Below are 20,305 nucleotides of genomic sequence, written 5' to 3' on the forward strand. Positions count from 1 at the left end.
CGGGACCTTGGAACTCGCCACGCTCGATGCCGACGACTGGCCGATCGCCCGGGAAGTTCGCCTCCGGGCGCTGAAGGATTCGCCGTCGGCGTACATCTCGGAGTACGAGGACGAGGTGGCGGTGGGCGAGGACGGCTGGCGGGAACGGTTCACCCGGATGCGGTGGATCGTGGCTCGTCACCAGGCACGGGTGATCGGGCTCGCGAGCTCGGTCCGCGTCGACGGCCGACCGCCGTACGAACGGCATGTCGAGTCGGTGTGGGTCGATCCACGGCACCGGCGTACGGGGATCTTGCGCGCAATCTTCGGCCACCTGACCGAGGTCGAGCCCGATGTGACCGAGTGGCGGGTGTGGGTGCTGGACACGAACTTCGTGGCGCGCGAGGTGTACGAACGCCTCGGATTCAGTCCAACGGGTGAATGGCAGCCGCTAGCCGACGGTTCCGGTCGGCTGGAGATTCGCCTGCGGTTTGATGCGCCGCGCTGATTCGCCGTACCCACAAGAGGCCCAGGTCTGCAGCCCTAGCTCAGCCAATGCGTCGCGGTCAGATAGCTCCGAGGTAAAACGCCACAGCACCTGCTCCCACTGCAGCTCGTCCTCTTGCCACTTCTCGATGAAGTCGACGCATAGCTCCGGAGTGATGCTCGAGGCCCGCTTCTCCGCGACCCGCAGGGATTCGTGCGCGTCCAGCATCCTCAGGTATTCGACCGGGTTCGCCGATAGCTGGGCGTGGGACAGGGCAGCGATTGTCTCTTCGATCGTCTCGAGCCGGACTTCGATGAATTCTCGCCAGAGGCTCTTGCGGGTCGCGGCCTCCAACTGCTCCTTGAAGGTCCACTTGGGTGTGCTCTCGAAGAGTGCATACAGACCCTCCGCCAGCAGATCGCCGAACTCCTCGCGATCCGCGCGTCCCGGGTCTGCGAACGGTGCGTACTTGGCCTGCCGGACCTCACCGATCCTCGGCAGTGACCGCTCGGCCGCATGCCGTGCGAAGAAGAACCAGTCCTCGTTGTAGATGTCTGCGAAGAACGACAGCCCCGGCTGCTGCAGGTTGACGCCGAGCGCCGCCCCGCTGACGAACACATCCTGCTTGAATCCGGCGAGCCGTCGGGCGTGACAGACCACTGAGTTGTCGGGGAACTGTCGGCTCACCATCGACGCGACCGGATGCCGATCAAGAGTCCCGGACAGGCGCTCGACATCCCACGGGTTGAACTGGCTGATGTCGTCGTCGACGAACAGGATCTTGTTCCAGCCGCGCATCCGGCCGAGCAGCAGTCCGATGTTCCGCTTGGCGCTCAGGTCGCTGGAGCGGCCGGCTGAGGCCATCTTGAACTCCGGGCCTGACGTGAGCGGCGCGTCGTACGGAAGTTTGTAGTTGTCAGGCACGTCGACGACGAGGGCTCTGGCGCCGAACGTTCTTTCCACACGACGCACGACCTGTCCGACCTGTGCCTGCCGGCTGCACAGGATGACAAGCGGCACGGACAGCGTGGCAGACAGAGTGATGACGTCTTGCAGAGCAGATGCCGGCCGGGCGGCCGGTACGACAATCGCGTCCAGTCCGCTGCGCGCGGCCGGGGCGGCGCTGGCGGCAGAGACATCGCGCAGCAGCGACGCGTGAGACGGGCCGTGCTTGAGCTGACGGCTCATTCGTCCTCCTCCTCGGGGGACCACTCGTACAGGCGGTTCTCCGGGATTTCCAAGTCAGGTGTGACGGCTTCGCCGTTGATCACCGGGACGCGCAGGAGCAGACCGAAGATGCCGCCCGGGAATCTGTTTGCGAGGAAGGCCTCGTTACGTTCGCGGACGGCGTCGTCAGTGAGCGTGCGCACTGAGCCCAGGACACCGCGGCTGTAGACGCCATTGCAGATGGTGATGGTTCGGCTGTGATTGAACGGATTGCGAAGCCGGGCGAGAAGAGCGACGTCCTCGACGAGCTCTCGCGGGGTCTCGCCTTTCCAGGCGTCCTGCGCCTGAACCGCCTCGAGTTCCGCCTTCGACGGTGCGTCCGCGTCGGCGTCCTTGAGCTCTTCCCACAGTGGCCGGTACTCGCGACCGTCGCGTGATCGGAAGATCTCGCCGTCGGCCAGGTCCTCGACGGACATCTGCCGGATCGGCAGTTGGTCCAGGACTCGCAGCAGTCGGCCGGTGACCTGGTTCCAGGCGATGCCGCCGAGCAGGATGAGGTGACCGGACAGATGGTCCGCGCTCACCTCGGAAGGAATCTGGTGTCGCGTGCGAAGCTCCGGGTTGGAGGCGCGCACATGGCCCCACATCTCGATCAGTGCGTCGAGATCGGCGTACTTGTACAACCGGGTGTAGTTCGGGTTGTTCTCTTCGGCGAGCGGGGATCGTCCCTCTATCGGGGCTTCCGGGCAGATCAGCGTGATCGGGCCAGACTCGAAGTCGAACGTGTACGACCCGCCGATGGGTGATGGTTCGGCCTGATGGCGAACCGAGTCCCGCAGCGCAACCAGCTCACGGTGGAGTGTGCTGAAGCGCTCCCGCTCGGCCGCGCTCAGATCCTGCTCACGCGGCAACCGCGTCGTACCTGCCGGTACGACGGACTTCGCGAAGAGCAGCGCATAGCCGCGCAGCCGCTCTTCCGGTGGCAGCTTCGGATTGGACTGTGATTCCCATGAGCTGATCGTCGCCACCGCGACCCGGGAGTCGGAGCTGAGCGCAAGCGAGAGATCCTTCTGGGTCAGTCGCTGCGACTCGCGGAGCTCCCGAAGTCTCCTGGCGAGTCGTACGGCCTCTGGTGAGGGGGCCACTCTCTCTCCCGAAATCTGCTCAGCCAACGACGGGGGGCACGGATCGGCTGATCCTATACCCGCTCTACCCGACTCCACTGACTACATCTGAACCTCGCACCGAAGATCCTCCGATGCCCCGCGACGCTCAGATTCGTCGACTCTTTGCGTTTCCCCGATCACAGTCGGTGCACGACGAGCCGTAGTACACCATCGCTCTACCGTAGTACCGAACTCGACCTGAATCCAACTGAACCCGCACAATACGCCGAAATAGGCCAAATCCCGGGCCTGTCTCAGCTGGCGACCGCGGATATTCCAGTGACGTCAGTGGTCTTACCCGCCATGATGGCGCGGTGGACGAGGTCAAAGTCGTAGTTGCCCACAGCGAACGAGCGACCCTGCAGGTCGGCGATGTGTTCCTGAAGATCGACTCTGATCAGTCGAATATCGACGTCGAGGTCGAGGCGATGGCTCTGGCGCCGGTTCCGACTCCGGAGATCCTGTGGCGCAAGCCGCCGGTGCTCGCGCTGGCTCGTGTGCCTGGGATGGCGCTCGGCAAGCTCGGTGAGCCTTCGCCCGCGTCGCCGGCGGCATGGGCCGCGGCGGGCGCCGCCGTACGAATGCTGCACGATGCGCCTCTTCCGCCGTGGCCTGGCGGGAACCTCGACGAGATCACCGAGCACCTCGACACCGAATGCGATTGGCTCGTCTCGAGCGGCACTCTTCCCGCCGATCTGGTCAAGCGCAACCGCGAGGTCGCCGAGGCCGCCCTCCAGCCGCGGAAGCCGGCCTTCATCCATGGAGACCTGCAGATCACCCACGTGTTCGTCCAGGACGACGAGGTCACCGGCATCATCGATTGGTCCGAGGCAAGCCAAGGCGACGCCCTCTTCGACCTGGCCAGCCTCACCCTCGGCCACGAGGAGCAGCTACCCAATCTCCTCGCCGGCTACGGCACTGATGTGGACCTCGACGCAATCCGCGGCTGGTGGTCCCTCCGAAGCCTGCGAGCCGCCCGCTGGCTCGTAGAACACGGCTTCGACCCGAACTCGCCAGGCTGCGAGTTCGACGTACTGCGCGCTCGGATGTAAGCCCCTATGTCGCGCTCGCGCTCGTCTGTCGGCGGGTCTGCGACGGTCGCCTGCTTCAAGCCTTCCGCGTTGCGGCGCCACTAGGTGTCGACGTTCTCCACCGTGTAGTCGTGCAGCGCTTGTTTGTCGGTCCAGATTTCGAGCGCCGACAACTCGGGACCAGTAACAACAAGAAGTGTTCACACAGATCCTGCACAGGAGCCGGCAGCACCACGAGTTCTCTTATTCACCGGGCTGGGGACATCCCCCGAGCCCGGCGCAGAGTTCGAATGGCCGGCGCCTGGTCCGCCTACTGCCGCTCGTGGCCGTCCCAGAGCCTCGCCACTTCTTCGATCTGACTCTGCAGGTCGAGTGCGTCCACCTGGATGCGGTAGTCGGCGTCCGGCGGATTCAGCGCATCTGCCTCATGCAGCATCCGAAACTCATCGTCGGTCAGCCAGACCTTGCGCAACGCCGCCCGCCGCAACGCCTCCGCGAAGCCAACCTTCAGGTGCACAATCACGCACCCCGGCAGCTCCCGCCTGTACAGCTCGCTGGTCTCCGGCGTCAGCACGTCCGAGATAACAACTTCAATGCCCCCGGCCACAAAGTTCCGAGCCAGCCCACAGGCGTTAACCACCCCAAGCCTCTGCTGCTCCCGCCCTTCCTCCCCCTCCCACGGCGCAACACCACCCGCGACAACCAACTGCCGCACATCATCCACATCAACAAACGCACACCGAGCCCGCCCTCCCGCGAGCCCCCGCCCCGTCGAACTCTTCCCCACAGCAGGCCCACCCGTAAGCACCAACGGCAGACGAGTCATAACTCAGCCGATCCAGTACGTCGATTGCTCGGCCGACACGAACTCCTCGGATCGATCGTCGCGCGCAGCCTGAATCGCCTCCTCGAAGCCTGGACCGGAGTAGGCGACCGCTCGCATCCGCCAGAGCTTCAAGACGTCGCGCAACTCCTGGAAACGCGACACATCGCGGGCCGCGTCGAGTGCGCTGCGGTACTCCGCCAGAAACTGCTCATGCCACCGCGTCGGCATCAGACGAAGGATCTCGCCCGGATCCTCCGGCGAACGCTGCATCGGCTGCACGGTCACGCCGACAAACTACTGTGCACCAACTCTGCGCGTACCAGAGTTGTCCACGCCACCACGAGATTTCGCACCCGGTGCACGTGATCAGAGTCACCTCGAGGAGTACGGCGACCGTGGTGGGAAAATCCCTCCCCGGTGTGCGGAGAGGGTGTGGTGGTCAGGGGCGGTCTCGATTCAGGTCGCGAGACCGCAGCAGCTGGGCGCAATCGCGACCGTGCCAGAGGTCGCGGCAAAGGGAGTGCAGCGGTCGCAGGACGCCGATGTTGCTACAGGTATAGCTACACCCGACCCTCCGGTATGTTCCAGCCCCCATCCACCGGGGCTTGGGGGCTAAAACATACGGCGGGTTGAGTGGGCGACGTGCTGCGGCGGTGGTTGCCGGGACAGCCGGGACAGGTTCCATTATCGGAGCGTCGGCGACTGGATAGTGACATTCGCGGGGTTCCTTGCCCCAGCGGTCGTCGGCGTTTCGGCTGCACTTGCCCACCCTGCTCTCCGTGCCGGATCTCATTGCCTATGGCAAGGAGATCGGTGTCTGCCGCGGAGTCTTGACGGCGGGACTATTGCCGGGCCAGGTGGGCTCGCAACTCGAGTTCGGGATCGTGGATGAGCTCGCCGCTCAGGTCGATGACGGCCTTGTGGATGGTGCCGGTGAACTTGAACGGGCTGATGTAGTCCGGGGTCACCGGGGAGCCGGGGTTCGCGCCGCAGGTCAGGGCACCGGGATTCAGGACGAACGGCGTCGTCACGGCCGCGTCGGCAGCGGCCACGAGGTTTCCGTCGACGTACAACTGCAGGTGTCCGGGCGCACCCTTTCCGTTGGGTAGGTCGGGCTTCCCCGTCGGTTCGAACTCGAAGCGGAGCTTGTGTTCGCCGGGCGGGACGGGCTCGGGGGACGACACCTCGAACAGGCCCCTGCCGACGTAGTTGTGGACGTAGTGCAGCCGCTGGTCCTTGAGGTACAGCGAATAGCCGCCGGCCGCGGTGCCTTGACAGAGGAGTACTCCTTCGGCGCCGCCGTCGGGGATCTCGACGAAGGCCGTGATGCTGTGCGGCCTGTTGAGGACGCGCGGGCCTGCGAAGAACGGGACCGGCTGGGTGTTCGGCCAGATCGTGTACTGGTCGCGCGGGGGCGCGATCATCGGCTTGTCGGCGATCAGGCGTGCCAGCCCACTCCCGTCGATCGGCAGGACGCCGTGCTTGCCGGCCTCGGCGTACCAGGTGGAGATCAACGCGATCAGCCGATCCCGATGGTCGGCTGCGAGGTTGTGGGTCTCGGCAGGGTCCTCCGCCACGTGATAGAGCTCCCAGCCCGCGCTGTCGAGCTGAGAGAGTCTCGCCGCACTGATCGGCTCGCCGAAGCCGACACCCGCCTCGGCGAACGAGGGGCCGGGCCACGGGCAGACCGCGCGCCAGCCGTCGTGGTCGATGGCCCGGTGGCCCAGCATTTCGAAGTACTGGGTGTGATGTTTGCTGGGCGCCGCCGCGTCGTCGAGGGCGTGCGCGAAGCTGACGCCGTGCAGCGGCGACTGCGTGACACCGCGGATCGTCGACGGCGGTTGGGTGCCGAGCAGGTCCAGGACAGTCGGCACCATATCGATGATGTGGGCGTACTGGTGGCGGACCTCGCCCTTCGCGTGCACGCCGGCCGGCCACGAGAGAATGAAGGGGTCGCAGGATCCGCCCCGGTAGGTCTCCCGCTTCCACCGCCGGAACGGGGTGTTGCCCGCCCAGGTCCAGCCCCACGGATAGTGGTTGACGTGCTTGGGGCCGCCGATCTCGTCGATGACCTTGAGGCTGTCCTCGAGTGGCTCCTGAGCGTTGTTGAAGAACTGCGCCTCGTTCGTGGTTCCGGTCGGGCCACCCTCGGCGCTCGCGCCGTTGTCCGAGATCACCATCACGATCGTGTTGTCCAGCTCGCCCTGTTCGCGCAGGAAGTCGAGCAGCCGGCCGAGGTGGTGGTCGGTGTGGCTGAGGAAGCCCGCGAACACCTCCATCATCCGGCTGAACAGCCTGCGCGCCTGGGGCGGTTGCGACGGCCAGTCCGGTACGTCGGGGTCGTGCCGGGACAGCTTCGTGTCGGCGGGCATGATGCCCAGTTTCTTCTGCTGGGCGAAGACCTTCTCCCGGTACGCATCCCAGCCGTCGTCGAAAGCACCGGCGTACTTGTCGGCCCACTCCTTCGGCACATGGTGTGGCGCGTGGGTGGCCCCGAAGCAGAGGTGCAGGTAGAACGGCTTGCCCGGGTCGATCTGCTTGGCGTCGGCGATGAACTCGATCGACCGGTCGACCAGGTCCTCGGTGAGGTGGTATCCCTGCTCCGGCGTGCGCGGTGGCTCGATCTGGTGGTTGTCGTAGACGAGGTCGGGATACCACTGACTCGTGTCGCCGCCGAGGAAGCCGTAGAAACGCTCGAACCCGCGACCCAGTGGCCAGCGGGTGTAGGGGCCTGTCGCGGTTTCCTGATTGCTCGGGGTCAGGTGCCACTTGCCGACCATGAAGGTGCTGTAGCCCTGCTCCACCAGCACCTCCGACAGCATCCCGTTCTCGAACGGGATGACCCCGTTGTAGCCGGGGAAGCCGGTCGCCAGTTCGGTGATCGCGGCCATGCCGTTGCTGTGGTGGTTCCGTCCGGTGACGATGCAGGACCTGCTCGGCGAACACAGCGCGGTGGTGTGCATGTTCGTGAACCGCAGCCCGGCGGCGGCCAGCGCGTCGAAGTTCGGTGTCTCGATCGGACTCCCGTAACAGCCCAGGTGACCGAAACCCGTGTCGTCCAGCACCACGAACACCACGTTCGGGCTGCCGGCCGTCGCTCGGGTGATGGCTGGCCATGCTGGACTCGACTCATCGGTTGTCCGTCCCGCCACACCGGTGAACGGAGTCCCGGACGGATACTCCTCGATCGCCACGACAGCCCCTCCTTCGCTCAAAACACCACGTTTGCCTGGCAGATGAACCTCCATACCAGGACAAAGCCAGCCGATCGAAGTACGAGGCGGACTCACCAGCGGACAATGCCAGCCTGCTGACCCTGGAGCCGCAGCGTCTTCATCCCGGCCGGATGAACCGGGGCGGTCGATTACTGGCGCGCGGGGGTCTCGCCGAACCGGCGGCGTTTGCGAGCGGCCAGAAGACGACTCCGATCGCGGCGGTGGTGATGCCGGAGATGATCACCGAGGCGAGTGGGAAACCCCGCCAGTGCCGTCTCGACGAGGTAGGCGAGCCCGCTGGTGTAGATCGACGAACTGGCTCCGCCGATGGCCGACCACAACAGGAAGTGACGGTAGTCGCGGACCGCGCCGCCCATTGAAGGAGAGCCCATGACGATCTTTGCGCACGCGTCGCCGGAGGAGAAGCGGGAGGCGCTGGGAGATTGCTGGATCACCTCACCTGAGGGCTGCTGCAGCAACGTCGTTGCTGCAGCAGGTCTGGGCTTCGGATCGATGCTGACGCAAACGTGCAGGTCAGAAGGTGGTCAGGGGCGGTCTCGAACCGCCGACCTTCCATTTTTCAGTTCGACAGCGGCCCCGGGTGGCTAGACAGAACCGTTGCCCAGCACGTCCTTCCGTTGGGTGCTGACGCCCACTAGCGGTGGCTGTTGCAATCCTGGTTGCGGTCACTCCTGCACCGTCAGCATGGGAAGGCTTGTCATCTCTGACGGACCCATGGCGATGTCAACCCGTTCTGGCCCGACTGCGACGGCTCGATTCGGCCCCGGTGAGCGGATGTCCGCTGCTCGTCGGGCAAGCTTGTTGTCGTGATCAGCTCGCTGACGTTGGTGCCCGGGACACGTGCCGGCGGTGCCGTGTCGCCTAGTGGCCAGCGAACTGATCGGCACTTCATGGAGTTCGTCGTGGACGGCGAACGACTCGGCCAGATCCTCGGGCCGTTCCTCGGCTATGGCGATGCGACCGATGAGTACGTGCCCGTCCTGGTGACCGACTGGCCGGTCGGCATCGCCTTGGAGGACCTCGATCGGTTGCTGGGCGCAGGCGCGCCGCCGCAGTTAGGTGGGCGGACCGCCATGTATGTCTGTGCTGAATGCGGTGATCTTGGCTGCGGCGCGGTGACGGCGGTCGTCGAGGTGGATGACGACAAGATCGTGTGGCGCGACTTCGGATATCAGAACGACTACGAGCCCTTCGACCAGGACGCGGTCTTCGCCGGCGTCGGGCCGTTCGCGTTCGACCGCGATGCGTGTTCGGTGGTCCTGGCGCATTTCCGCTCAGTCGTCAGTGGGATTCCGCGCGGGCCGGGCGACGTCGGCGAGCCTGAGTCGGCCGATAGCTGACCGTGCCGGTTTCGAGCTATCTGATTGCTGCCTGGACCGGCATGCCGATGACGTCGACGGCTGGCGGGGAGAAGTGGGTGACACCGGCCACGTGTTCACCACTGAGATCGGTACGGCGATCGAGCCGGACAACCTGCGGCGGCTCTGGTACCCACTGCGGGAGGCGGCCGGGCTGGGGGAGATGCGCCTCCGCGATCTGCGGCACTCGTGTGTGACCTTGCTCCTACGGCTTGGTGTACCGCCGCACATCGTCCAAGCGATCGTCGGGCACGCGGACATTCACGTCACGATGACGATCTATGCGCACGCCTCGCTAGAGAATCAGCGGAAGGCGCTCGAACAGCTCGCGAAGGCGGTCGCTGGATAGACGTTGCGGTAATCGCGGGAGGTTCGGCGGATCTCGGACCGAGATCCACGCTCAAAAATGTGTGGTCAGGGGCGGTCTCGAACCGCCGACCTTCCGCTTTTCAGGCGGACGCTCTACCAGCTGAGCTACCTGACCGGGGAGAAAGTTCGGCGGCGGTGTTGGACACCGCCGCCTTCTCCTGGCGACCCAGACGGGACTCGAACCCGCGACCTCCGCCGTGACAGGGCGGCACGCTAACCAACTGCGCCACTGGGCCAAATGACTCGACGATCGTACAGCATCTTCGAGCTAGTTCTTGCACCGGCCTTTCGGCCGTATCCCCAACGGGATTCGAACCCGCGTTACCGCCTTGAAAGGGCAGCGTCCTAGGCCACTAGACGATGGGGACTCGGACCCGCGGGAGCCGAAGCTCCAGGGACAGCCGTAAGCATAGAGGGTTTGGGCCGCGGCTCCAAAACGAGATAACCAGGGGGCGCCGTACGCCGCAGGTGGTCGGCGTACGGCGCCCTGGAAGCGGGCCGCGTGAAGGCCCGGGATCAGCTGGTCGCGTCGGGAGCGATCAGTCGCGGGTAGTGCGCGGCGAACAGGTGGAACACGACCAGCGACGGCAGTACCCGGTTGCGGGGCGGGATCGTGACGGCGACGCCGTACCCCCACAGGGATGCCTTCATCCGCTGGTCGGGTGTGCCGTGGTGGCCGTCGGCGGTGAAGCCGCAGTCGCCCAGTTGGTAGAACATCTGGCTGAAGTCGCGGACCTCGCGCGCACCCATCCGCTCGCCCCGCGCGTGGGTGAGGAAGTACCCGCTGAACGAGTCCGCCATCAGCTCCGCCCACCGGGACGCCTCCGGGCCGGGCAGCTCCGGCCGCATCAGCGAGTCGGCGAACTGGACCTGGTGACCGAACTCATGTCCGAGGATCGCCTGCGGCGCCACGTTGCCCAGACCGACCCGAGCAAACCCCTCCATCACCCCGTCGCCGAAAGCGATCCGCTTGGGCGACTTCCCGTACCCCGGGATGTCCTCGCCGCCCGGCGTCGCGTACGCGTTGAAGGTGAAGATCGGCAGGTCGCCGTACCCGAGGGCCGGGCTGTTCAGCTCGTGCGCGACCAGGTCGGCGGAGACCCGGGACTGGGCCGGGTCGAGACCGTAGAGGACCGTGAAGACGCGGTAGTTCACCTCGGCGTTCAGCATCGAGCGGCCGTGCGCGGGCACCACCGAGATGCCGCGGGACGGGATGTCCCAGAACTTCTGCAGGTCCTTGAAGGTGCGGTTGACCGTGTGCGTGTACTGACCGTGCGAGCCGAACGTGTACGGACCCGGCTGGGGCAGGTACGCCGCGTCCATCAACGCCATGTTGAAGATCAGCACATGCAGTACGGCGAGCGCCTGCTCCTGCGTCCAGCCCGTGGTGTCCGGCAGGATCGCGGCGACGACCGGCGGGGTGGCGTCGGAGCACTTGTACTGCGTCGGGTCGATGGCGTCGAGCACAGCCTCCTGGACCGGATTGTCGTGCAGTCCGAGCTTGGCCTTGACCGCCTCGGCCCGCTGGCGCAGCGCCGGCAGCTCGTCGGCGAGCTGCTGCAGCTTCGGGTCCAGCTTCTGCGGTACGGCGCCGTGCACCAAGGCGACCGGAGCGGGTGAAGGAGCGGCGGTGGCGGCCGAGGGGACGGCGAGACCGAGCGTGAGGCCAAGGGCGGCGACCACCGGCCAGATCAGGCGTTTTCTCATCGGGGACTCCTGCGAAACGCATGGGGGATGTGGGCGGCATCAGTATTTGCCGGGCACGGCGGGCCGTACGAGCGTTCGGGCTGTCGGAAACCGGCATGGCGAGAAACTGTCGCGCGGTGGTACATAGAGGCATGGAAGCGCTCCAGGCGCTCGGCCTGACCCCGGCGGCCGAGGCACTCCTCGTGCGGCTCGTGCAGCATCCAGAGACCTTGCCGACGGATGAGGACCCGGTCGAGGAGCTGATCGGCCTGGGGCTGGTGGAGCGGATCGACGGCGCCTTCGTCGTACGTCCGCCGCGGCTGGCCATGGACGCTCTGGCCGAGCGGCACACCAAACAGGCCGCCCTGGCCCGGGAGAGCGCTGATCTCCTGACCGAGCTCTGGAAGTCGGCTGCCGGACGCCAGGACTACCTCGAGATCCTCCCGACGTACGGCGCCTCCCAGGCGGTCCTGAACTCGGTCCAGACGGACGCACAGGAGCACGTGCGGGCGATGACGATGGGCAACCTCGCGGCCCGTGAGCTGAAGATCGTCGAGGGCATGTTCGACGCGCTGGAGCGTGGCGTCCGGTACGACGTGATCTACGGCGCGCACGTCCTCCAGGACGCGAACGCGCTGCACATGGTCCAGTCCTGTATCGAGGCGGGCGAGCAGGCCCGGGTGTTCCCGCACGTACCGCTGAACATCACGATCGTCGACGACCGCTGGGCGCTGGTCGGGGCGCGGACCGAGGTGCGGCGGGGGCCCGAGTTCGTCGCGCTGGTGGTCCACGATTCCCCGCTGCTCCGCGGACTGGAACGGATCTTCGAGGCCCTGTGGCGGATCGCTGTGCCGATCACGAGCGGGACCGAGCTGAACGATGTGACGGCCGGGCCGAGCCTGGACGCGAAACGGCTCCTGACCTACCTGAGTGCGGGGCTGACCGACGAGTCGATCGCCCGCGAGTTCGGGGTGAGCGAGCGGACGATCGCGCGCCGGATCGGCCGGTTGCAGGAGGCGCTCGGAGCACAGACGCGGTTCCAGCTCGGCGTACAGGCGTCGCGTCAGGGCTGGTTGTAGGTCACTACGCTGGTGACGTGATCGAGATGAGCCGGGCGAACTTCGAGGCGCTGGTCTCGGACGCGCTGGACGAGGTACCCGAGGAGCTCGCGCTGCTGATCGAGAACGTGGCCGTGTTCGTCGAGGACGATCCGCCGCCCGGCGATCCGGAGTTGCTCGGGATCTACGAAGGCATCCCGCTGACCGAACGCGGGCACGAGTACGGCGGCGTCCTGCCGGACCGGATCACGATCTACCGCAACCCGATCCTGGCGATCTGCGACAACTACGGCGACGTCCTCGACGAGGTGAACATCACAGTGGTGCACGAGATCGCGCACCACTTCGGCATCGACGACGCCCGCCTGCACGAGCTGGGTTACGGCTAACGGTTGAAGAGCAGCTTCCACGGCATCAGCGCCGACTCGAGCTGCACCTTCAGCGACATCTTCGAGACGCCCTCGGTGCGCTCCTCGAAGCGGATCGGCGTCTCGGCGATCCTCAGACCGCGCTTGACCGTCCGGTAGTTCATCTCGACCTGGAACGAGTAGCCGTTGCTCGCGATCGACGCGACGTCGATCCAGCGCAGGGTGTCGGCCTTCCACGCCTTGAAGCCGGCCGTCGCGTCCTTCACGTGCAGCCGCAGGATCGCGTTGACGTAGAAGTTCGCCCAGGCGGACAGCGCGCGCCGGTGCCAGCCCCATTCGGCGGCCGCGGAGCCGCCCGGGACGTACCGCGAGCCGATCACCACGGCGGCGTCCGTCGTCCGCAGCATCTCGACCATGGTCGGGATCACCGACGCCGGGTGGGACAGGTCCGCGTCCATCTGGATGACGATGTCGGCGCCCTCGTCGAGTGCCCGGGTGATCCCGGCGACGTACGCGCGGCCCAGGCCGTCCTTGACGGTCCGGTGCAGTACGCCGACCTTCTCCGGCGACTCCTTCGCCAGCTCGTCGGCGATGTCGCCCGTACCGTCGGGGGAGTTGTCGTCGACAACGAGAAGCTCCAGGCCGGGCAGGTTCAGGTCGGACAGGAGTCCGGCCAGCACGGGCAGGTTCTCCCGCTCGTTGTAGGTCGGCACCACGACCACGATCTTGGCTAGCTCACCCATGACTTTCCTTTGTCGGAGACACCGAAAGCTACCGTATCCGCCGACCACAACTGACCTCAGAGCTCGGCGAGTGCCTCCGCGACCGTGCTGTAGATGCGGAACTGACCGCCGAGACCGGTGACGCTGAGCGGACGGTCGACCGGGCGGCCGACGCCGACCAGGGCCAGGGTGATGTTCTGCTCGCCGGCCAGGTTGCGCGCCTCGACCAGGTTGCCGAGTCCGGCCGAACTGCAGAAGGTGACCGCCGACAGCTCGATCAGCACCAGCCGGGCCGGTGGCGCGACGGCGGCGCGGATCGCCTCGGCGGCGAAGTCGGTGCTGGCGATGTCGATCTCACCGGACAACCTGACCAGGAGCACTCCTGGTGCCAGCTCCTCGGTCACCGCGTCGAAGGTGGTTCGGATCATCTCGCCGTCACGCGGCTCTGGGTGGCTGGTCACGCCGATATCTCCCCGGGTAGCGCCACGAACGCGTAGGTCCTGGCGGAGTGGAACTGCCCTGCTCTCACCGTATGCCTGAAGGCGCAGGCATAACAACGGGTGTGCCCGGGATGACCCCGGAGCGTGACCTCCGACCTGTAAGCGCTGCCAAAGTCAAGCAAACGAAGGACCCAGCACGGTGGTACACAGGACGGCATGGGTGTTCTCGACGGCAAGGCGGCGCTGGTCACCGGAGGTTCCCGCGGCATCGGTGCGGCGATCGTACGGCGGTTGGCCGCGGACGGCGCCGTCGTCACCTTCACCTTCGTGAACAGCGCGGACGCGGCCGGCACGGTCGTCGCCGAGGTCAAAGCCGCAGGTGGCGAGGCCATCGCCGTACCAGCGGATCAGTCGGACCTGTCCGGGATCGACGGACTCTTCGACCAGGCGACCGGACCGACCGGGACGTTGGACATCTTCGTCTGCAACGCCGCGCAGGCGATGGTGAAGCCGATCGCCGACGTCACCGTCGAGGACTACGACCAGCTGTTCGCGACCAACGTCAAAGGTCCGTACTTCGCCATCCAGCGCGCCGGCCGCGTGCTGCCCGACGGCGGCCGGATCATTGCCCTGTCCACCCTCAATACGGTCATGCCCGGTCCCGGAATCTCGCTGTACGCCGCGAGCAAAGCGGCGCTCGAACAGTTCGTGAAGATCGCCGCCCGCGAGTACGGTCCGCGCGCGATCACCGTCAACACGGTCTCGCCGGGCGCGACCGACACCGACATGTTCCACGACCACAACCCGCCGCAGGTCCAGGACGCGCTCGTCGGCATCACCGCGCTCGGCCGGATGGGCAAGCCCGCCGAGGTCGCCGACGTGGTCGCGTTCCTGGCCGGCCCGGACGCGCGCTGGATGACCGGTCAGAACCTCCGTGCGACCGGAGGGATGCTGGTCTGATCACCAAGGATCTGCTCGAGGCAGTCGACGCCGCCGCCGATCCGGCCGTGGCGGAGGTGCTCGCGCGCTACTTCCAGCTCCAGCCCGGCGGGTACGGCCACGGCGACCAGATGGTCGGCGTGAAGCTGTCGACGATCCGGGGCATCCTCAAGCCGTACCTGCGGGCCGGCCTGCCGCTGCCCGAGCTCGAGCAGGCCCTGACCAGTCCGATCCACGAGCACCGTCTGACAGTTCTCTGCCTGTTGGCCGATCGCGCCGCCCGCGCGCTCAAGCCGCGTACGGCGAACCCTGCGGAGCTGACCGCGATCCACGACCTCTACCTACGCAGTACGGCGTACATCAACAACTGGGATCTCGTCGACTGCAGTGCCCCGCAGATCGTCGGCGGGTACCTGCTCGACAAGCCCCGGGACGAGCTCTACACGCTCGTCCGGTCGGGCAGCCTGTGGGAGCGCCGGATCGCGCTGGTCGCCACACAGTTCCTCATCGGTCAGGGGCAGATCGACGACACGTTCCGGCTGGCCGCCCAGGTGCTCGACGATCGGGAAGACCTGATCCACAAGGCGTCCGGCTGGATGCTGCGCGAGGCCGGCAAACGTGTCTCCGAGGCCGAGCTCCGCGACTTCCTCGACGAGTACGCGACCCGGATGCCGCGCACGATGCTCCGCTACGCGATCGAACGTCTCGACCAGGTCAGCCGCAAGCATTACCTCGCGCTGCGATAGAGAAAAGTCGACAAATCAGCCGCGTGGTTGGGCATTGGTGTGCGCGTCGGCCAGGGGCGGGGCCTCGAGCGCGCAATGCCGGTGGTGGATCTCCGCGGGCTGCACCTCGCGGGCCTTGTCGCGGCGGTCGCCCAGCGTGACCCAGGCGATCACCCCGCCCGCCGCGGCGAGGACGGCGGAGATCCACAGCGCCTTGCCGAATCCGTTGTGGAAGGCAACGGGATCGCGGTAGGCGTTGCCGGTGATGCCGGCGGCGACCGGGATCGCGGCGACCGCCATCAGCTGTGCGGACCGGGCGACCGCGTTGTTCACGCCGGAGGCGATACCCGCGTGGTGGTCCGCGACCGACGACATCACGGTCGCGGTCAGCGGAGCCACGGTCGCGACCAGACCGAGCCCGAGCACTATGACAGCCGGCAGTACGGCGCTGACGTAGCTGGACTCGGCGTTGATCCGCAGCATCAGCAGGAACCCGGCGGCCATCAGCACCGGTCCGACCGTCATCGGGATGCGGGCGCCGATCCGGTCCGACAGACCGCCGGCATACCCGGACAGGAAGAACATCAGCAGTGTCATCGGCAACAAGGACGCACCGGCCCACAAGGCGGAGTAGCCGAGTGCGGTCTGCAGGTACACCACGAGCAGGAAGGTCGCGGTTCCGAGACCGCCGTACACGACGACGGTGACCAGGTTCGCGCCGGTGAAGCGCCGGTTGGCGAAGATGGTCAGCGGCAGCATCGGGTGTGAACTGCGGCGTTCGACCTCGATGAACCCGACGAAGGCGAGTACGCCGATCGCGAGGCTGGTCAGGACGAGCGGATCGCCGAAGCCGTGGTCCCCGGCGCTGATCAGGCCGTACGTGAGGCCCGCCAGGCCGACGGTCGCGAGGATCGCGCCGTTGACGTCGAGCCTGCCGCCGGCGCTCTCGTCGCGGCTCTCGGGCACGTGTCGCAGCGTGACCAGGACGGTGACCAACGCGATCGGAACGTTGAGCAGGAAGATCAGCTGCCAGTAACCACTGTCGACCAGGGTGCCACCGACGAACGGGCCGACGGCTGCCGCGACCGACGTGAGGCCGGACCAGGTGCCGACCGCCTTGCCGCGGTCGGAGTGCTGGAACGAGGTCTGCAGGATGGCCAGGCTGCCCGGGGTCAGCAGGGCGCCACCGATGCCCTGCAGCACGCGGCCCGCGATCATCACCTCGAGTGTCGGCGCGATCGCGCACACCACCGAAGCGACCGCGAACCAGATCACCCCGACGACGAACGTCCGCCGTCGGCCGAGCCGGTCGCCGATCGAACCGCTGAGCAGAACCAGCGAGGCGAGCATCAGCATGTAGCCGTTCACGATCCACTGCAGGCCGGCGACGTCCGCGTTCAGGTCCTCGCCCATCGCCGGCAGCGCGACGTTGACGACCGTTCCGTCCAGGAACGCCATCCCCGACCCGAGAGCCGTCGCCGCCAGCACCCACCGGCCCCGGGCCGTGCCCAGAGCGATCCGCTCATCCGTCATAGGGTCAGCGTGGCAGATCCAATTGCAGCACGACGAGGGCCTTGCTTGCCGGGATACCCGGCTGGATCCCGAGGATGGGCGGATCGCCGACCGCGCAGCGGGTCTCGGTCAGCAGCGGGCAGATCGCGTTCAGCAGACCGCTGGTCACGGTGACGTCGGTCGGTAGGGACCCGCCGGCCGCCGAGGTGAGCGGTTTGACGGCCGCACTGGCCCGCGTCGACGTCGACGGAGAGGCGACGACCACCGATCCGGACAGGGTGTAGGTCAGCCGGATCCTGGATGCGGAGACGGTCAACGGCAGATCGCCAGCGGCGGTGATCGTGGTGTTCTCGATCGGCACGGACTGGTCGTCGGCGACCACCTTCAGGTTGGTGACCCGGGGCGTTGTCCGGGACATCATTCCGGGCAGGTGGTCGCCCGGCGACGGCAGCTGCAGCGGCAGGATGTCCGTGGCCGCAGGCAACATCACGTTCTCGGTCATGTCGAACGACCCGTCCCGGTGGGGTACGGCGATCAGCTGGATGCCGGGCACGGTCTCGCCCGGACCGGGCGTGGTGGGCCTCGGCGTCGCAGCGCTGCCGGACGGACGGGAGCTGTTCAGCCCTGGACTCGGCGCGACCGGGAGGGCGCCGATGCCCGAACAAGCGACGGTCGCGCTGTACCCCAGCACCAGCGCGACCGCCGCCAGGATTCGCGATCCGGCTCTACGTCCGGGCTCCCCCACCCCCGATGTCCGCTCGGGGAGGAGCCCGGGACGCCGATGCGGTGAGCCGGGTCCTGCCACGAGTCACCGCCCCCAAAAACGGACCTGACCGTTTCCCCTTCCGGTCCGGTCGACTGGGGCATACGATACGCCCGAATTCGTGGGGTAGGGAAATGCTCACGCTATTTTATGGCGAACATCGGAGGGGGAAGGAAAATGCAGGAACGGAGCGTGTCCGGGCAATTCCGGGCGGTATCCCTGAGTGTTTCGAGAATTCGAGGTCCGGTAATTCGCAGGGTGTTGTCGCTGCTGCTCGCCGTGACGGTGGCGGCGGCGCCGGCAGTCCTGACGGTGCCGGCGCAGGCCGCCGCGGGGGCGAACCTGTACTTCGTCCAGGGGCTGCCCGGGCGCAGTCTGGACATCAGTGTCGACGGTCATCAGGTCGCCACCAAGGTGGCCGGCGGGAAGCTGGTCGGGCCCTTCGGGGTCGCGTCCGGCAAGCGGATGATCACGGCGAAACAGAACGGGAAGCTGGTGATCCAGCGTGAGATCTCGGCCGGTTCCGGGGCCAGTCTGGACGTCGTCATCCACCAGCCGGTGTCGCCGACGGGCCAGCCGCTGATCACGACGTACGCGAACAAGTTGACCGCGGTGCCGGCCGACAAGGCCGGGTTGCGGGTCGCGCACGACGCCGCCGTCGGGCCGGCCGACATTCGGGTCAACGGAAAGGTGCTATTCCGTAACGTAGCGAACGGAGAATCACTCGACGTGGTCGTTCCGGCGGCTACTTACAAGGTGGACATCGTTCCTACTGGCGCAACGTCACCAGTTGTTCTCGGTCCGTTGGACCTGCCGGTGAAAGCCGGTTACCTGACCCGGGTGTTCGCGATCGGCGCGCCGAGCCAGAAGACGATGACCGTTGCCCTCGGCACGATCAAGGTGCCGGCCACCGGATCGGCGAAGCCGGGTGTGGTGAACACCGGAACAGGTGGACAGGCGGCAGGGCTCGACCAGGCGCAGAGCCCCGCCGGACAGTCCGGACTGTGGGTCGTGGTGTTCCTCGCCGCACTGGGCCTCGCGGTCGTCACTGCCCGGAAGGTGGTCCGCCGCTGAACCGGGCACTGGTCGGTACGGCGCTGTGCTGTCTCGCCCTGGCGGGTTGTGCCGCCGGGGCGGACGGCGCGGTGTCGACGCCGGCATCGACACCGACATCGACATCGACATCGACATCGACGTTCGGCTTCACGGTTGAAGGCACCCCTTCTCCCGTGCCGACTCCGACCGAGCCGATGTCCGCGCCGCCAGGACGGGTCGGCACGCCTGCTCCGAGTCAGCGCGTCCGCTTCATCCCGCAGCAGGTGGTGCTGCCGGGCGGCAAGGACGCACCGGTGCTTGCGGCAACTACCGTCGACGGGCAGCTCCAGGTGCCGGCCAAGCCGCAATGGGTCGGCTGGTGGGACGGTGGCGCCGAGGCCGGTGATCCGTTCGGCTCGGTGGTGCTCGCCGGTCACGTCGACTCGAAGAACGAGGGGCTCGGCTTCTTCGCCCGGTTGCTGGATGTTCGGGCCGGCGAGACCGTCGTACTGAACGGGTCCGGCCACACGGCGTCGTACCGGGTCGTGTCGATCCAGTCGGTGCGGAAGGACGCGCTGGCGACCAAGAGCGGGGCGTTCGACCAGACCGTCGATCATCGCCTGATCCTCATCACCTGCACCGGCCCGTACCACGCCGATCGTGGTGGCTACGAGGACAACCTGGTAGTGACCGCGACCCCGATCGGCCTGGCCAAATAGACCGGAATTTCCCGTCGTATCTGCAGCGGTAGGCTCCCCGGTCATGGCCAGGTATTTCGACATCCATCCCGAGAACCCCCAGCGGCGGTCGATCGGGCAGGTGGTGGACCTGCTGCGCGAGGACGGGCTGATCGCGTACCCGACCGACTCCTGCTACGCGCTCGGCTGCCAGCTGGGGAATCGGGAAGGGATCGAGCGGATCCGGACCATCCGGCAGCTGGACGACCGGCACCACTTCACGCTGGTCTGCGAGAACTTCGCCCAGCTCGGGCAGTTCGTCCACATCAGCAATGCCGTCTTCCGGTCGATCAAGGCGGCCACGCCGGGCAGCTACACCTTCATCCTCCCGGCCACCAAGGAGGTCCCGCGCCGGCTGTTGCACCCGAAGAAAAAGACAGTCGGCGTGCGGATCCCGGACCATGTCGTCACCCAGGCCCTGGTCTCCGAGCTAGGTGAGCCACTCGTCTCCAGCACCCTGTTGCTCCCCGGCCACGAGGATCCGATGACGCAAGGCTGGGAGATCAAGGAAGAACTCGACAACCAGATCGACGCCGTCATCGAGGGCGAAGCCGGCACCGAGCCGACCACAGTCGTCGACTTCTCCGAGGACGTCCCCGAACTGGTCCGCGTAGGCGCAGGAGACCCGACTCCGTTCGAGTGAGCCCTTGCCCGATCGGGACGGTTGCGGGTTACTTAGTTTCTAACTCCTCACCCGCCCC

Annotated in this window: 22 protein-coding genes and 3 tRNA genes; 11 read left to right on the forward strand and 14 right to left on the reverse strand. The window is 66.8% G+C overall.

The features are described 5' to 3' along the window. Nucleotides 1-7 precede the first annotated feature (7 nt). On the forward strand, nucleotides 8-487 hold the full coding sequence (locus OHA10_RS14575; RefSeq protein WP_371406728.1) for an N-acetyltransferase family protein: 480 nt from the start codon (nucleotides 8-10) through the stop codon (nucleotides 485-487). On the opposite strand, the gene OHA10_RS14580 is transcribed toward OHA10_RS14575, so the two are convergent. Next, a complete protein-coding gene (locus tag OHA10_RS14580; RefSeq protein WP_371406729.1) occupies nucleotides 431-1,654 on the reverse strand; it encodes a hypothetical protein in 1,224 nt (407 codons plus the stop codon). The genes OHA10_RS14575 and OHA10_RS14580 overlap by 57 nt on opposite strands. Beyond that, nucleotides 1,651-2,778, reverse strand: coding sequence for a hypothetical protein (locus tag OHA10_RS14585; protein WP_371406730.1), 1,128 nt, complete (start codon nucleotides 2,776-2,778; stop codon nucleotides 1,651-1,653). Before OHA10_RS14585 ends, OHA10_RS14580 begins: the two co-directional genes overlap by 4 nt. Before the next feature lie 335 nt (nucleotides 2,779-3,113). Here OHA10_RS14585 and OHA10_RS14590 point away from each other — a divergent pair, with 335 nt between their 5' ends. Then, nucleotides 3,114-3,851: a phosphotransferase family protein gene (locus OHA10_RS14590; protein WP_371406731.1), complete on the forward strand. Its 738-nt coding sequence runs from the start codon at nucleotides 3,114-3,116 to the stop codon at nucleotides 3,849-3,851. Nucleotides 3,852-4,140: 289 nt separating this feature from the next. Here the strand turns inward: OHA10_RS14590 and OHA10_RS14595 are convergent, their stop codons facing one another. The 4 genes from OHA10_RS14595 to OHA10_RS14610 all read right to left on the reverse strand — a co-directional run bounded on the left by OHA10_RS14595 (nucleotide 4,141) and on the right by OHA10_RS14610 (nucleotide 8,326). Continuing rightward, on the reverse strand, nucleotides 4,141-4,554 hold the full coding sequence (locus OHA10_RS14595) for a hypothetical protein (RefSeq protein ID WP_371406732.1): 414 nt from the start codon (nucleotides 4,552-4,554) through the stop codon (nucleotides 4,141-4,143). 105 nt (nucleotides 4,555-4,659) lie between these two features. Next, nucleotides 4,660-4,941 (reverse strand): DUF6247 family protein, encoded by a 282-nt coding sequence (locus tag OHA10_RS14600; protein WP_371406733.1) that lies wholly within the window; start codon nucleotides 4,939-4,941, stop codon nucleotides 4,660-4,662. A 557-nt stretch (nucleotides 4,942-5,498) separates the two neighbouring features. After that, nucleotides 5,499-7,850, reverse strand: coding sequence for an arylsulfatase (locus OHA10_RS14605; protein ID WP_371406734.1), 2,352 nt, complete (start codon nucleotides 7,848-7,850; stop codon nucleotides 5,499-5,501). 170 nt (nucleotides 7,851-8,020) lie between these two features. After that, a complete protein-coding gene (locus OHA10_RS14610; RefSeq protein WP_371406735.1) occupies nucleotides 8,021-8,326 on the reverse strand; it encodes a hypothetical protein in 306 nt (101 codons plus the stop codon). Nucleotides 8,327-8,782: 456 nt separating this feature from the next. Between OHA10_RS14610 and OHA10_RS14615 the strand changes: the two genes are divergently transcribed. Together OHA10_RS14615 and OHA10_RS14620 are read left to right on the forward strand one after the other, a co-directional pair. Continuing rightward, entirely contained in the window at nucleotides 8,783-9,232 is a 450-nt protein-coding gene (locus tag OHA10_RS14615; RefSeq protein ID WP_371406736.1) for a hypothetical protein, read from the forward strand. A 73-nt stretch (nucleotides 9,233-9,305) separates the two neighbouring features. Beyond that, nucleotides 9,306-9,599, forward strand: coding sequence for a tyrosine-type recombinase/integrase (locus tag OHA10_RS14620; RefSeq protein WP_371406737.1), 294 nt, complete (start codon nucleotides 9,306-9,308; stop codon nucleotides 9,597-9,599). Between the two features lie 62 nt (nucleotides 9,600-9,661). Here OHA10_RS14620 and OHA10_RS14625 read toward each other — a convergent pair. The 4 genes from OHA10_RS14625 to OHA10_RS14640 all read right to left on the reverse strand — a co-directional run bounded on the left by OHA10_RS14625 (nucleotide 9,662) and on the right by OHA10_RS14640 (nucleotide 11,326). Beyond that, nucleotides 9,662-9,734, reverse strand: a tRNA-Phe gene (locus OHA10_RS14625). Nucleotides 9,735-9,778: 44 nt separating this feature from the next. Then, nucleotides 9,779-9,855: transfer RNA gene (locus OHA10_RS14630), tRNA-Asp, on the reverse strand. 59 nt (nucleotides 9,856-9,914) lie between these two features. Then, a tRNA-Glu gene (locus OHA10_RS14635) sits at nucleotides 9,915-9,987 on the reverse strand. 148 nt (nucleotides 9,988-10,135) lie between these two features. Next, nucleotides 10,136-11,326 carry a hypothetical protein gene (locus OHA10_RS14640; protein WP_371406738.1) on the reverse strand — a complete coding sequence of 397 codons (1,191 nt, stop codon included), beginning with the start codon at nucleotides 11,324-11,326 and terminating at the stop codon, nucleotides 10,136-10,138. Nucleotides 11,327-11,457: 131 nt separating this feature from the next. Here OHA10_RS14640 and OHA10_RS14645 point away from each other — a divergent pair, with 131 nt between their 5' ends. Together OHA10_RS14645 and OHA10_RS14650 are read left to right on the forward strand one after the other, a co-directional pair. Further along, the gene (locus OHA10_RS14645; protein ID WP_371406739.1) at nucleotides 11,458-12,384 is read left to right on the forward strand and encodes a hypothetical protein; all 927 of its coding nucleotides are present in this window, start codon (nucleotides 11,458-11,460) and stop codon (nucleotides 12,382-12,384) included. Nucleotides 12,385-12,410: 26 nt separating this feature from the next. Continuing rightward, nucleotides 12,411-12,752 carry a metallopeptidase family protein gene (locus OHA10_RS14650; RefSeq protein ID WP_371407945.1) on the forward strand — a complete coding sequence of 114 codons (342 nt, stop codon included), beginning with the start codon at nucleotides 12,411-12,413 and terminating at the stop codon, nucleotides 12,750-12,752. On the opposite strand, the gene OHA10_RS14655 is transcribed toward OHA10_RS14650, so the two are convergent. Further along, nucleotides 12,749-13,474, reverse strand: a complete 726-nt coding sequence (locus tag OHA10_RS14655) for a polyprenol monophosphomannose synthase (RefSeq protein WP_371406740.1) — start codon at nucleotides 13,472-13,474, stop codon at nucleotides 12,749-12,751. The two genes, OHA10_RS14650 and OHA10_RS14655, sit on opposite strands and share 4 nt — an antisense overlap. 56 nt (nucleotides 13,475-13,530) lie before the next feature. Continuing rightward, entirely contained in the window at nucleotides 13,531-13,914 is a 384-nt protein-coding gene (locus tag OHA10_RS14660) for an STAS domain-containing protein (protein ID WP_371406741.1), read from the reverse strand. 195 nt (nucleotides 13,915-14,109) lie between these two features. On the opposite strand from OHA10_RS14660, the gene OHA10_RS14665 reads away from it, so the two are divergent. Together OHA10_RS14665 and OHA10_RS14670 are read left to right on the forward strand one after the other, a co-directional pair. Beyond that, complete coding sequence (locus OHA10_RS14665) at nucleotides 14,110-14,853, forward strand: SDR family oxidoreductase (RefSeq protein ID WP_371406742.1); 744 nt, start codon at nucleotides 14,110-14,112, stop codon at nucleotides 14,851-14,853. 11 nt (nucleotides 14,854-14,864) lie between these two features. Further along, entirely contained in the window at nucleotides 14,865-15,578 is a 714-nt protein-coding gene (locus OHA10_RS14670) for a DNA alkylation repair protein (RefSeq protein WP_371407946.1), read from the forward strand. Nucleotides 15,579-15,593: 15 nt separating this feature from the next. On the opposite strand, the gene OHA10_RS14675 is transcribed toward OHA10_RS14670, so the two are convergent. Together OHA10_RS14675 and OHA10_RS14680 are read right to left on the reverse strand one after the other, a co-directional pair. Further along, nucleotides 15,594-17,090 (reverse strand): MFS transporter, encoded by a 1,497-nt coding sequence (locus OHA10_RS14675; RefSeq protein WP_371406743.1) that lies wholly within the window; start codon nucleotides 17,088-17,090, stop codon nucleotides 15,594-15,596. Between the two features lie 4 nt (nucleotides 17,091-17,094). After that, the gene (locus tag OHA10_RS14680) at nucleotides 17,095-17,814 is read right to left on the reverse strand and encodes a hypothetical protein (RefSeq protein ID WP_371406744.1); all 720 of its coding nucleotides are present in this window, start codon (nucleotides 17,812-17,814) and stop codon (nucleotides 17,095-17,097) included. A 276-nt stretch (nucleotides 17,815-18,090) separates the two neighbouring features. On the opposite strand from OHA10_RS14680, the gene OHA10_RS14685 reads away from it, so the two are divergent. The 3 genes from OHA10_RS14685 (at nucleotide 18,091) to OHA10_RS14695 (ending at nucleotide 20,247) form a co-directional block, all read left to right on the forward strand. Next, complete coding sequence (locus OHA10_RS14685) at nucleotides 18,091-18,906, forward strand: DUF4397 domain-containing protein (protein WP_371406745.1); 816 nt, start codon at nucleotides 18,091-18,093, stop codon at nucleotides 18,904-18,906. A 155-nt stretch (nucleotides 18,907-19,061) separates the two neighbouring features. Beyond that, nucleotides 19,062-19,586 carry a class F sortase gene (locus OHA10_RS14690; RefSeq protein WP_371406746.1) on the forward strand — a complete coding sequence of 175 codons (525 nt, stop codon included), beginning with the start codon at nucleotides 19,062-19,064 and terminating at the stop codon, nucleotides 19,584-19,586. A gap of 43 nt (nucleotides 19,587-19,629) precedes the next feature. After that, nucleotides 19,630-20,247, forward strand: a complete 618-nt coding sequence (locus OHA10_RS14695; protein ID WP_371406747.1) for an L-threonylcarbamoyladenylate synthase — start codon at nucleotides 19,630-19,632, stop codon at nucleotides 20,245-20,247. Nucleotides 20,248-20,305 lie beyond the last annotated feature (58 nt).

The organism is Kribbella sp. NBC_00662 (assembly GCF_041430295.1).
Lineage (GTDB): Bacteria > Actinomycetota > Actinomycetes > Propionibacteriales > Kribbellaceae > Kribbella.

Bases quoted from the DNA above. Each gene is read 5' to 3' on its own strand.
- OHA10_RS14580 (WP_371406729.1), bottom strand. From the start codon at position 1,654: ATGAGCCGTCAGCTCAAGCACGGCCCGTCTCACGCGTCGCTGCTGCGC.
- OHA10_RS14615 (WP_371406736.1), top strand. From the start codon at position 8,783: ATGGAGTTCGTCGTGGACGGCGAACGACTCGGCCAGATCCTCGGGCCG.
- OHA10_RS14640 (WP_371406738.1), bottom strand. From the start codon at position 11,326: ATGAGAAAACGCCTGATCTGGCCGGTGGTCGCCGCCCTTGGCCTCACG.
- OHA10_RS14645 (WP_371406739.1), top strand. From the start codon at position 11,458: ATGGAAGCGCTCCAGGCGCTCGGCCTGACCCCGGCGGCCGAGGCACTC.
- OHA10_RS14650 (WP_371407945.1), top strand. From the start codon at position 12,411: ATGAGCCGGGCGAACTTCGAGGCGCTGGTCTCGGACGCGCTGGACGAG.
- OHA10_RS14655 (WP_371406740.1), bottom strand. From the start codon at position 13,474: ATGGGTGAGCTAGCCAAGATCGTGGTCGTGGTGCCGACCTACAACGAG.
- OHA10_RS14665 (WP_371406742.1), top strand. From the start codon at position 14,110: ATGGGTGTTCTCGACGGCAAGGCGGCGCTGGTCACCGGAGGTTCCCGC.
- OHA10_RS14675 (WP_371406743.1), bottom strand. From the start codon at position 17,090: ATGACGGATGAGCGGATCGCTCTGGGCACGGCCCGGGGCCGGTGGGTG.
- OHA10_RS14695 (WP_371406747.1), top strand. From the start codon at position 19,630: ATGGCCAGGTATTTCGACATCCATCCCGAGAACCCCCAGCGGCGGTCG.